The sequence below is a fragment of the Cypionkella sp. genome (genome assembly GCF_034376685.1).
Classification (GTDB): Bacteria; Pseudomonadota; Alphaproteobacteria; order Rhodobacterales; family Rhodobacteraceae; genus Cypionkella.
The window spans coordinates 1-12,237 of the sequence record NZ_JAXMJJ010000064.1; the positions used below are offsets into that span (position 1 = coordinate 1).

The following is a 12,237-nucleotide window of genomic DNA, read 5'->3' on the forward strand; positions in this document are numbered from 1 at the left end:
AAACGGCCAACGACTGCTGACGAAAAATCGGCAAGAAACGCCGCGCCGTGCAGCTTCCCTCTTGAAGTTCAACCGCGAAGGCCCGACAGCTAGGCGCATCGCCAAAGCTGTACTCTTTCGCCCCGGATACCCGCCATGCCCGTTGCTCAATCAAACCTGCGCGGGGCGCTTCTGGCGCTGGCTGCCTTCGCGATTTACGCCACCCACGACGTTCTGGTGAAATTTCTCGGCGCGCATTACAGCGCATTCCAGTTGATCTTTTTCGCAGGTCTGCTCAGCTTTCCGCTGATCACCATCCTGTTGATGAGCGACCGCACCGACGGCAACCTGATCCCGAAACACCCCTACTGGACCGCCCTGCGCACGGCGTCTGCCGTGCTCAACGGCATCACCGGATTTTATGCGTTTTCGGTGCTGCCGCTGGCGCAATGTTACGCGATCTTCTTCGCCATGCCGATCCTGATCACCCTGCTGGCCATCCCGATCCTCGGCGAAAAGGTCGGCCTGCATCGCGGTCTGGCGATTATCGTTGGCCTCGCAGGCGTGATGATCGTGCTACGTCCGGGGCAAGATCCGCTCAGCCTCGGCCACCTTTCAGCCCTGGCTGCGGCCCTGCTGGGCGCGATGACCTCGGTGATCGTGCGCAAGATCGGTCATGACGAACGCTCGGTCGTGCTGATGCTCTATCCGATGGTGGCGAACTTCGTGGTGATGGCACTGGCGCTGCCCTTCGTCTATGTACCTGTTCCGATTAATCATTTGGGCCTGATGTTCTCGATGGCCCTGCTTAGCCTCTTGGCAGGCATGCTGACCATCGCGGCCTACCGCCGTGCGCCCGCGATCATCGTCGCGCCGATGCAATACAGCCAGATCATCTGGGCGATCCTGTTTGGCTTTTTCATCTTCAACGAAGAAGTCGATTTCTGGACAGCCGTTGGCACCGGCGTGATCATCGCCGCCGGGGTCTATATCGTGCTGCGCGAAGACAAGCCCTCGGTGTCGATAAACCGCCCGGTGCTGGAGCATCGCTCGCGCTTTGATTTCGGCACCTATCCCCGCATCGGCCTCTGGCTGCGGCTGTTTGATCGCCGCCGTTTGCGCAACAAAACCGAGGGCCTGACCGGCACCGATGGCGACGCATAAGCGGCGCGCATAAATCCTGCGCGCCCCTCTTGCAAACCCGCGCGCAACGGTTTAACCCCGCGCCACGGTCGGAGCGTAGCGCAGTCTGGTAGCGCACCTGCTTCGGGAGCAGGGGGTCGGAGGTTCGAATCCTCTCGCTCCGACCAATTCAAAAAATCCCGATATATCAATGACTTGAAAATGAAGCCGGATTGCCCCCGGAACACTTTTTCTTACCATAGGCCCGGACCAGTGCTATGCCTGTGAATGACGAAGCACCTTTTTGGAATCGATATTCCGGTCAAAGATACTTTCGCTCTGGATTCTCTCTATCTCGCCTTCAGTGAGCTCACATCGACCATCTGCTGGCCATTGTTTTCGAACGACCGATGATCAAGATTCAGGGCTTTTGGTTGTCACAACCGACCTCCCCATGCGCGCAAAGGGAAGATGCTGAGGAGATCGGTGGTAGATACCACAAAAAGCAACGCCGCCTTCATGGCAGGGTGGCGCAACCTTCGGTCCTCCAATATCTACAGTCATCAAGATAGCTGCGCGCGTCTTGGCTCAGCCGCGCGATTCCCAGCAGCCTTGATAGTTCCAAAACTGGGTCAACTGACGCCGAAATACGCGCCGTGTGCTGGTCTTCCATCCAAGCGATTTCGGTCCGGGATACCTCTCTGAGGCTTCGCCCACCAAGCCCGGCGAAGGGAACGCGCTGCACGATACCGTCCTTCGGCCAGAAGAACACTGTGCCGTTTTCAACCTGCTGATCGAGTAAACTGTGGAACGTCGCTACTCTTGCCTGAATCCTGCCCCCCGTGCGCTGCCAGCCATGCAACTGGGCGACGCTGCGTGCCAACGCCGCCTCTGTCATGGCACCTTGCGTTTGGACAAGTTTGAGCACGAGCTCCGCAAGCGTCACGGAATAGTCCTCGTCGAAAAAGCGGTCTGCCTGTAGCTTATGCTGGCTCAGCGCCTCTGCTTCCGGCTTTGGCGCCGTTAGATCGACCGACGCAAACTGAGCTACAGCAGCCATTTCAGGCGTTTGGGTGTGCATAGGCACAGACGACAGAACCGGTTTGAACTCCAAAGATGCGGTCGGCATGTCAATGCCGATGTCCTCGGGCAGCAGATCAGACGTGGGCAGCGCAGCGTTGCCAGAGCTGTCAACTTCGCTCAATTCGACTTCGATCAAAGCCAGTCTGCGCTGGCGATCCTTCTCCAACACCTCACGCAACTGCGCATCCACCCGATCAGCCGTCGTCCCCGGGTTGCGGAACCATTCGGTGGACCAGATGCGCAGGATCGACCAACCAAGACCTTCCAGAACGGCTTGCCTGATCCGATCACGGTCACGCGCGGTGGCAGAGCTGTGATAGCGTGCGCCATCGCATTCGACACCCACCAGCCAAGTTCCAGCATGGTCGGGATGCCGCACGCCAAGGTCAATGCGGAAACCGGAAACGCCGATCTGGCTGTGCAACTCCCATCCCTTCGCGGTAAGAGCTGCCAGCACCGCCTCCTCAAATGGCGATTCAACCGGGCCCTCAGAGCCTTTGTCTTGCGCCGATAGCGCAATCGCACCCCGTGCCGCGAAATCGAGGAAGGCTTTCAGGTCTTTGACCCCGCGCGCGCCTGTTCTTGCCAGATCAATCTGATCTGCGGTGATCGAGGCGAACACATGCAGTTCTGCCCGTGCCCGCGTCACCGCAACATTCAAGCGTTTCTCACCACCATCCCCATTCAACGCGCCGAAATTCATCGCCAGCTTACCCGCTCCATCCGGCCCGAAGGTGATCGAAAACAGCATCACATCGCGCTCGTCGCCTTGGATATTCTCAAGGTTCTTCACGATCAACGGCTCCTCACGGTCATCCGAGAAGAACCATTCCAGCGCCGGGTTAGCTTGGCGTTCGGCATCAAGAAGATCAAGGATCAGACTTTGCTGCTGCGCGTTAAAGGTGATCACCCCCAGCGTCGGGCGATCTTTTTCCGGCATTTTCAGCCAATCAGTCAGCCGCTTGCGGACCATCTGCACGATGGCACGAGCCTCATCCGGGTTGGTGCGCCCGGTGCCGCGCATATAGGTGCCCGCTATCTTGTGCAGCTTGACCGCATTGCCCGAGGCATCCGGCGACGGGAAGGTGACAAGGCTGCCGCCATAATAAAAATGGTTGGAAAACGCGATCAAGGCCTCATCCCGGCTCCGGTAGTGCCAGTTCAGCAGTTGCGTAGGCACGCCCGAGGCCGAGACTTCATCCAGGATCGAGGGCATGTCCTTTTCATATTCGGCAAGGTCATCGCCGTCTGCGCCATCATCACTGCGGCCAAAGAAATTCGTCGGCGGCAACTGACGCGGATCACCGACAATGATCGCCTGCTTGCCGCGCGCAATCGCGCCAATCGCATCCCATGTGGAAATCTGTGAAGCTTCGTCGAAGATTACCAGATCAAACTGCGCTTGGCCCGCAGGCAGATATTGCGCGACAGACAACGGCGACATCAGCACGCAGGGGGCGAGTTTGCCAAAGGTTGTCGGCATCTGGCCGATCAGACCCCGGATCGCCGCAGTGGGGCGTTGCAGGCCAAGCTGATGCCGCAGGATGCCAAGTTCAGAATTGCGCGGCACGGAGTCGCGGGTTGGCAGATCATTGCCAAGCCGCCGCATCACTTCCGCCGAAGCCATCCCGGTCATCGCATCGTCCAACGCGCGGAACCGCAGGATCAGCGCGTCATGTTCCCAGTGCGCAAAACTGCGCAACATCGGTGCGGCATCCATTGCAAGGCGCAACCACCACGCCATATAGGCGCTTTCAAACGCGACCTCTGCCGCGCCGATATCCTCGCCTGCTTGCAGCACGTCGATGATCGGCTGCAATCCCAGTGCCGCCGCCTGCCCTCGCGTTGCCAGCCATTTCATCCAATCGGGCAGCCGCGCCTGCACAGCGTCGATGGCCTCAAGGTGCGACATCAACTGTTCAGCATTGACGTTTGCATCACCCCCTGCCGCCTTGAACGCCGAAATATCGGCGGCGAGCGTGGTTTCTGCGGTGGCCAGACGCCGCAACAGCGGCTCAAGTGCGCCACCATCACGCTGCACCAGATTTGGGCGCTGCTCCATCAATCTGGCTCGCGGCAGACTTGCGTCTGTCAGCGTTGCTTCAAGCCTAGCAAAGCCGTCCGCCTCGTCCAGCACAGCAGATATGGCACCTACATCCGAGCGTTCGCCCGCAAAACCAGGCAATGCAGACAGCGCAGACTTGGTGATCAGCGCTTGCGCCCGCAACAGCCGTTTGAGCGCTGCAATATCCGTAGCAGGATCGGCGGTGCCGCCTTGCGCGTAGGATTGCAGCAGTTTTTGCAGCTTGGTCTTCGCCATGCCGGCCAGCGGCCACATCTTGGTCTGCGCCTCGCGCCATTGAATATCCAGCGCTTCCAAAGGCATATCGGCGATCACATCATCCGCATAACTGGCAGCCAGAGCCTGCCGTTGATCGCGGCAGGTCTGCAATGCTTCGGCAAATGGTGCCAGCTCTGCGCGCAAAGCCGGGGCTGCGTTCAAAGCAACCTCGGATACCGCAGGGCGGCCCAGACGGGCGGTAGGCACTTTGCCCAATGCCGCTACAACATCAGCCAATTCTACAACTGCGGCAGGGTACCCCAACTGCAGCGCCAACCCGAGCCGTGCCGCTTGCGCCTCGTGCAATGTGGTGCGCAGACGTGCCGCCGCCGCAAGGAACGCATCCTGCCAGCCAAAGGACCACTCCCCCGGAGCCACCAGCGCCAGCGGGCCACCCGTGCCCAAGTCGGCCACAATCCGGTGCCGCTGGCCCAGTTCCGCCGCCAGTGCACGCAGACGCAACCAAGTATCCTGATCGTGGCAATCCTTATTCGGGAACGCCAATGCCACGACCGCAGGCCGCTTCGCCACCCGCCCAATCGCCTGATAAACGCTAAAGCCCTGCGTTCCGGGCACATGCAACGCCGCGACATAGCCGTTCAACTGATCGCGCGTCACCCGCAGATCATCGGTAACGCGCACCCAATCCGCAGCCCCTTGCGTGCTGGCGCGATCCCACGAACGGCCAAGTTGGGTCAAAACCGCCTTGCGATCAGCCTTGTTCGAATGCAGCTCCAACACCGCCGTGCCCAAACCATGCCGCTCTAGCCGCCGATGCACCACATCCAAGGCGGCGGCCTTCTCGGCCACGAACAGCACGGTGCGGCCCCGGCCCAGCTGATCGGCGATAATGTTGGTGATCGTCTGGCTTTTGCCGGTGCCGGGTGGCCCGATCAGCACATAATCGCGCTGCTGCGCCGCCGCCATCACCGCCGCCAGTTGCGAGCTGTCGGCGGGCAGCGGTGCAAGCAGATCAGCGGGTGCATGTTTGCGGTCAATGTCGGCAGGTAGTGGCATCGCCCCGCTGCTGCCTGTAAAACTTTCGGTCGGGCTGTCCACCAAATGCCGCACCAAGCGGCTTTCACGCAGGTTGTCGGTGCGGTCGACCAAATCTTTCCACATCAGATATTTCGCGAAGGAAAACGTCGAAAGCGCGCAATCCTCCAGCACCTCGAACCCAGCCACATCGCGGACCTTATGGCGCAAAATCTGCAAAATGCGTGGAATATCCAAACCACTGGCATCGCGCGGCAATTCACCTTCCAACTCTGGCATCCGCAACTCAAAGTCGCGTTTCAGAAATTCAAGCAGTGTAGCGTTGATGCGCACCTCGTCTTCAAGCTGCGATAACCGAAACTCGGATTGCGCCGAGCGACGCTCCAGCTTGACAGGCAGCAACAGCAACGGCGCGCGGTAATGGCGCGGATCGCTGTCAGTGCGTTTCCAGCGTAGAAAACCCACCGCCAGGAACAGGGTATTGGTGCCACCCTCGGCGGTATCGCTGCGGGCCTTGCGGTAGAGCTCTGTCAGGCGGTTGGCCATGTCTCGGCTGGTCAGCGGCACGGCAACCTGCCCGCGCGCCATCGCATCAAGCGCCAACCCGGTTTCAATCTGACGGGCTTCCTCGGCGGCCAAATCGCGGCCAGAAACCGCATGTTCATCCTTCAGCGCCAGCAACCTAAACACCGCACCATCTGCAAGCTGGTCTTCTAGCCCGGAAACATCTGGGCAAATCATCGGGATCGCCAGCTTTGTATCCTTGAAGTTCAGCAAGCGGTTGGCCAAGGACAGATCCAGCAACTTGCGCTGCCAGCGCTCAATCCGACCCAAAGCGGTGGTAGGCGCGGTTTCGATCAACTCACCGGGCAGACGGCCCAAATCAAGCGGGCGCGGCAGGGCGGCAGCGGCGACAGTTTCATCGTCATTGCTGACCTCTTGCGCCATCCGATGGCTTGCCAGCGGGCGAATACGCGCCGCCCGCGCGCGGTTGATATCGACGACCTGAATGAACTCCGTCTCACGAGCTTCAGACAGCCGGTCCCGGCCCGCATCCACCGCAGCCTCAAACCCCATGCTGGGGCGTTTGGTGAGTAGAGTGGTTTCCAGCGGCACGAAATCACGCGCAGCCGCCGCCTTGCGCACCGCAACGACGTCTGGCTCCACCAGTCGTCCAAAATCGCGCGCGACCAGCCAGACACCCACCCAAGCGTGGCCATGCGAAAACAAGATCGCGGTGTTCAGCCCCGCAGCCTCGAACGCCGCGGCCAGCAGCAAGGTGCTGTCCAGACATGTGGCAAGACCTTCACCCACGATTCGCTCGGGGTCGCGCACCTTTTGGCCCATCCGTTCAAACGAAGCAGGCGGCACTGCATAGGTCAGCCCCAGCCCAGTCGCCGCCGACCAGATCGCGCCCGCAATCATCCAGACCCGCATTGGATCACCCAACTGATAGCCTTCCAGCGACCCGGAATGCCCTGCCGCTTCTAGCAGCCGCGATGCCTCTTTCAACAGCCGCGCCACCGCCGACTGGTTGGGTGACACGAAGGCCGCAAGGATGTTGTCCATCTCAGCCAAGCCGCCCCATTCATCGCGGGCAAGCAGTTCAATGCGATGCTGGGTTTGATTCGTCACCTGACCATCAATACTGATTTCAAAACTGATCTGGCCGATTTCGGCCTCATCCAGCCCACCCAAAATTGCGGTATCAAGTGGCGTTTCCAAATCGCCTAGGTCAATCCCAGCCCCCGCCGCGATCCGGTCGATCCGCCAGGATTTATCGCGCAGGATCGCAGGAGCGGCACTTAGACTGAGCGTCACATTGACCGCCGCCGCCGTCCCCTCATTCACCAGCCGCAAACTGCGCAGCACCGAAACGCCGTTTTGCGCGGATGCAAAGTTCACCTTGCCCGCCAAGACCGCGTTTAGGACGACCAGCGGCTTGGGCTCCGCAAGCTGTTGTTCGGCTTGGGTGGCATCGATCACATCTGTGGACATTTCGGCTCCAGTTCAGCGCAAATCAAAGGGCTTGCAAATCAGTCACTCGCACGTCGGGACAAGCGGCACGGGCGATATCGCAGAGGTGGCGGTGGTGGGTGAGGTAAATCACCTGACCCGAGCGCGACATCTCGGCCAGCAAAGTGAAGGCCGCAGCGGCCCGGTCGTCATCAAAAGTTTCCATGATGTCATCGGCGATGAACGGCACGGTGGGGCGGCTTTGCGCCAACTCGTGATAGCCTGCGATCCGCAGCGCCAGGTAAAGCTGAAACCGCGTGCCCTTTGACAGATCGGCAGCCAGCTTCGCTCCACCCGCCGCAGACAAAGCCACCAGCACCTCGGTTGCGCCATCGGGTTGGGCCGCAAGGCCAGTATAAGCCCCCCGGCTTAAGCTGTGAAACGCCGCTGAGGCGCGATCAAGCATGGCGCTGCGGTGGCTGTCGCGGTAGCGGCGCAGGCCCTGCTCCACCGCGATCAGACCAAAGCGACGGGCCAGATGCGCCTGCGCGCCGTCGCGCAGTGCGTTCAACAGATTGGCACGTTCCGCTTCAAGGCGCGCTACGGCATCATCGCCGCCCACGGCGCTAAGTTGACGCTTTGCTTCAAGCAGAAGGGCGAAAGCCGCCTGCGTTTCGCTGTGCCGCAACTCAAACCCGGCCTGTGTCTCAGCCTCTTGTGCTGTCAAAGCGTAAAAATCCAAGACATCGGCTGGCTGTGGGCGGTTGGCAAGATCGGCGCGCAGGCCGATCATATCACGTCGCAACTGTGCGGCACGCTGGCAATCCGCGATATGGCTGCCAAGGCTGGCACCGCCTTCTGCCCAGCCAAGCGCCGCGCCCAACGCGTTTAACGCCCCGGCATTGGCTTCAGCCTGCCGCCGATCCTGCAACTGCGCGTCACGATCATCTGTCAGATTGCGCGACAGCTCGGCCATCTTGGTGCTGGCATCTTCGGCCTGACGCAACCGCGCAGGCAGTTCCGCCCAAGGTGTTTCAAGCGGCAGCTGGATCGCCAACAGGATCAGTGCCACCGCATCGCGAAAGCCTGCGCGATTCTGCTCCATCTTGGCAATGCGGTCCGACAATCCGGCAAGCAGCGCTGCATCGCGCCCCAACGCATCCAGAAGGTCAAGCATATCGCCCATACCTAGGCTGTCAGCAGGTAATCCTGAAAGCGCGGTGCTGGCGCTGGCCGTTTGCCACGCGGTCAGCCATGCCGCCACATTGGCCTCAGCCACGGTGTGATCTTTGATGCGATCGTGCAGATCAGCCTGCAACTCGGCCAGTTGTCGGCGCGCATCGCGGTGCTTTTCCGAAGCTTCCAGCCGTGCAGTCGCTATGGCCCAAAGCGCATCAAAACCACCGTGATCTGGGCCAAGCCCAAGCGTCCCTTGCAACGCCGCTGTGCCAGCCCGCAAATCGGCCTCAGCGCGGGCCAGCGTATCCTCGGCCTGCCGCAGCGCCGCGCGCACACCCAGCGCTGCAATTCGCTGATCAAGCCAGCGGCGCAGGTCTGCCAACGCGGCCCCCGGCAAACCAAGCGCGGCACAAGTGGCATCAAGCGTGGCCGCATGCACATCGCGTGCGGCGCAGGCCTGCGTCCACTTGTCTTGCGCCGCAGACACTTCCGCCGCCAGCCCGGCGCGGCGACTGGCATCTGCCGCATCCAACCGCGCCCGCGCCATCGTGTCGGCCAAAAGTCCAGCAATCTGATCATCCTGCCGCAGTGCCGCTTCAAAGGCATCGGCACTTGCAGGTTTCAAATCAGCGCGGTGGGCGGCCCAACGGGCTTCGCGCTGGCTGCGCGCCAAAGCCGCATCAGCCAATGTGACACCCTCTGACACCTCTGCCGCCTGCCCTGCCAACGCCTCGGCACTGTCATGGGCGGACTGCGCCTGTTGCAACGCGCGCTCGGTATCCGTCACGGCTAGGCGCGTGCGTTCCGCATCGCCAACCCAAGTCTCAACCTGCCAACTGGCTGGAACCGCAAGCGCTGCCAGCGCATCGGCATCACCTTGCCAAGGCAGAAGCGTTTGCAGCGCGGATTGCATCTGCGCCGCGTATGCGTCTCGGTCGCGCAGCGCCACTCGCAGTGCCCCACTTGGATCTGCCGTGCGAAACCGCGTCAGCAGCGCCTGCAAACCGGCAAGATCCTCGGGCGTGCCAGGATCACCAAGCCGATTTTGCGCGGCTACCAACTTGGCTTTGGCCTTCGTGGCCTCCTCCGTCGCACGCGCAACGGCGGTGAAAACACCCGAGCGTTCGGCCAGCAAGCCGCGCAACGCGCTCAGCCGCGCCGGATCAAGCAACAGCGGCTCAACCGCAGCACCGGGCCGACCCAAACGCACAAGCGTTTCGCGCAACGCCGTCTCGACGCTTGCGGCCTCATCGCGACGGCGCGGCAAATCCTGCACGGCGGTGTCATGCGCCGAACGCAGCGCATCGGCCGACAAGATGGCATCCCGCACGCCCAAGATCGCGGAGTCTGGCGTCATCTTGGCACTGCGATCTTCCAGCATTTCGATCCGCTCGGCGCGGTCAGCGATCCGGCTGGCCAAAGCACTGCGGGCCGCCTCCAGCGCCTGATGGTTCTGCACCACCGCATCATCGGCGTCCGGCAAATGCGCAAGCGGGGCATGATCGGCCTCTAGCCGCGCCAGACGATCCCGCAAAGGCAATACTGCCAGCGCAGCTTGCAGATCGCGCAGGGTCTGGGTGATGGCGGCTTCCGCGTCGCGCGCAGTGTTCCAGTCACGCTCGGCCACCACCACATCGCGCCCCAAGCGCTGATAGGTCGCAGCCGAGGTGTCAAGCGCGCGCCGCTGGCGATCCAGCTCGGCCAACCGGGCCTTTGCCTCATAAACCACGCCCTTGCGGCCACCGGCGCGGTGGAAGCCGTCCAACTCGGCGCGGATCGCGGCCAGCTGCGGGCCAAGCCCGGCAAGCCCAGCACTGGCCGAAAACAGCATCTCGCCCAGATCGCCCCGGCTGGCGAGAATACCCTCACCACCCTTTTCCAGCGTGTCATCATCCAGCGAAAACATCGCCATATAGCCTTCGCGCGAAAGCCCCCCCAGCGCCGATTGCAGCAAAGTATCCGGCACCGCAGCGCCATGCGCATCAAGCAAACTGGAACCGAGGCGCTTTTGCCGTGCCAGATCCAGCACACCACCGGCATGGCTGATCTGAGCCCCGATCCGCATCGTGGGCCCGGCATGTTTGAAATCGTAGCGGCTGCGCGACGGGATACCATAAAGAAAATCCAGCCAAGCCGAGAACAGCGTCGATTTGCCAGCCTCGTTGGGCCCGAAGATCACATGCAGATCAGCCCCACCGGGTGCCGGCGCGGGAAACGCCAGCCTTGCCTCGGTAAAGCGGCCATAGCGGGTCAGATCCAAACCTTCCAAACGCATCAGACGGCCTCACCCGCGCCAAGCCGGGCGACCATCTGCACGCTGCCCTCTGACAGCAGCAAGCCACTTGCGGCGGCTACAGCGGCGGCATCATCCCCCAAGAGATCGCGCAATTCGGGCGGCAAATCGTGCATCAACACGCGCGCAGCCTCGGCCAAGGCCGCCAGCAGCGCCGGATCACTTGGCAACTCTGCCATAACAATACCGACGAGATCGGTGGGCAGCTGGCTGGTGATCCCGGCCCCCCGCGCGGTGGTGCCATTCTCCAACTTGTCGATCCAGATCCCCCCAACGGATGCTGCAATGGTATGGGCTTCCTCGGTCAAGCGGTCCAGATCACGGGCAATCCGCCACGCAAGCGGCGTCGCCCCCATCAGCATCGGGCGCAGCACCAGATACGCCTCAGGGCGTGGCACATGCGCGATGTCGCGCAATGCGGCATCCAATGCCTCAATCACCTCGGCCCAGTCAGATATATCTGTCAGATCAATGCGCAGCCGATCAAACCGCAGCGCCGCAACGCTGCGCTGTTCAGTAGCCACAGCGCCGACGTCATCCACCGTCACCAGCGCCACCGAACAAGCCCCAGCCTCACCAATATCACGGCCCTGCGGGATACCGGGCATCACCACAGTTGCACGGCCACAATGCTCTGATCTGCGATGAATATGGCCAAGAGCCCAATAATCATACCCATGCGCGTCCAGATCAGCGACACTGCACGGCGCATAGACATCATGCCCGACGCTGCCGTTCAGACTGCTATGCATCATGCCGATGTTGAACGCACCCGTCATCGCCACCGGATACAGCGGCAACAGGCTGCCCGGGGCCAGAGGCTCGGCAAAGCTGACGCCATGCACCGCGATCAGATGGCCGCCTGCTTCGAACGTTTCGGTCTTGGCCTTCGGCCCAAACACCCGCGTCCCCCCAGGCGGATCAAGCTCGCGCGTGACCTTTGAGATCGCATCGTGATTGCCCCGGATGATAAAACAGCGAATGCCCGCCTCGTCCAACCGCAGCAATTCCTGCTTCAGAAACCGTGGAGTTTTGGCCGAACTCAGCCCGCCATCCCAAAGATCACCCGCAATCAGCAGCGCATCAACTGCCTCGGTCAGACACAGGTCGACAATCCTGGTCAATGCAGAACGGCTTGCCACACCCACCTGATCAGCAAGATCAGCATTGCGCATCGCGAGCGACACCAAGGGCGAGTCTAGATGCAAATCAGCGGTATGAATGAAGCGGAAAGCCAAACTGTGAAACACCATTTATGAAATCGGGCGAGTCACTACGCCAAGCGTGC

Annotated in this window: 4 protein-coding genes and 1 tRNA gene; 2 read left to right on the forward strand and 3 right to left on the reverse strand. The window is 61.5% G+C overall.

Going from position 1 to position 12,237, the window contains the following annotated elements; all coding sequences use genetic code 11:
- The first annotated feature begins 135 nt into the window (after positions 1-135).
- On the forward strand, positions 136-1,143 hold the full coding sequence (locus U1A24_RS12445) for a DMT family transporter (RefSeq protein WP_322322290.1): 1,008 nt from the start codon (positions 136-138) through the stop codon (positions 1,141-1,143).
- Between the two features lie 69 nt (positions 1,144-1,212).
- Positions 1,213-1,289, forward strand: a tRNA-Pro gene (locus U1A24_RS12450).
- Positions 1,290-1,618: 329 nt separating this feature from the next.
- Here U1A24_RS12450 and U1A24_RS12455 read toward each other — a convergent pair.
- From U1A24_RS12455 to U1A24_RS12465, 3 genes are read right to left on the reverse strand one after another with little or no spacing between them, the layout of a single operon-like run.
- Positions 1,619-7,519 (reverse strand): DUF3320 domain-containing protein, encoded by a 5,901-nt coding sequence (locus tag U1A24_RS12455; protein ID WP_322322291.1) that lies wholly within the window; start codon positions 7,517-7,519, stop codon positions 1,619-1,621.
- A 22-nt stretch (positions 7,520-7,541) separates the two neighbouring features.
- The gene (locus U1A24_RS12460; RefSeq protein ID WP_322322292.1) at positions 7,542-10,931 is read right to left on the reverse strand and encodes an AAA family ATPase; all 3,390 of its coding nucleotides are present in this window, start codon (positions 10,929-10,931) and stop codon (positions 7,542-7,544) included.
- Positions 10,931-12,202, reverse strand: coding sequence for a DNA repair exonuclease (locus tag U1A24_RS12465; protein WP_322322293.1), 1,272 nt, complete (start codon positions 12,200-12,202; stop codon positions 10,931-10,933). Before U1A24_RS12465 ends, U1A24_RS12460 begins: the two co-directional genes overlap by 1 nt.
- Between the last annotated feature and the right edge of the window lie 35 nt (positions 12,203-12,237).

Coding starts and splice junctions, on each gene's coding strand:
- U1A24_RS12455 (WP_322322291.1), bottom strand. CDS start 7,519: ATGTCCACAGATGTGATCGATGCCACCCAAGCCGAACAACAGCTTGCG.
- U1A24_RS12460 (WP_322322292.1), bottom strand. CDS start 10,931: ATGCGTTTGGAAGGTTTGGATCTGACCCGCTATGGCCGCTTTACCGAG.
- U1A24_RS12445 (WP_322322290.1), top strand. CDS start 136: ATGCCCGTTGCTCAATCAAACCTGCGCGGGGCGCTTCTGGCGCTGGCT.
- U1A24_RS12465 (WP_322322293.1), bottom strand. CDS start 12,202: ATGGTGTTTCACAGTTTGGCTTTCCGCTTCATTCATACCGCTGATTTG.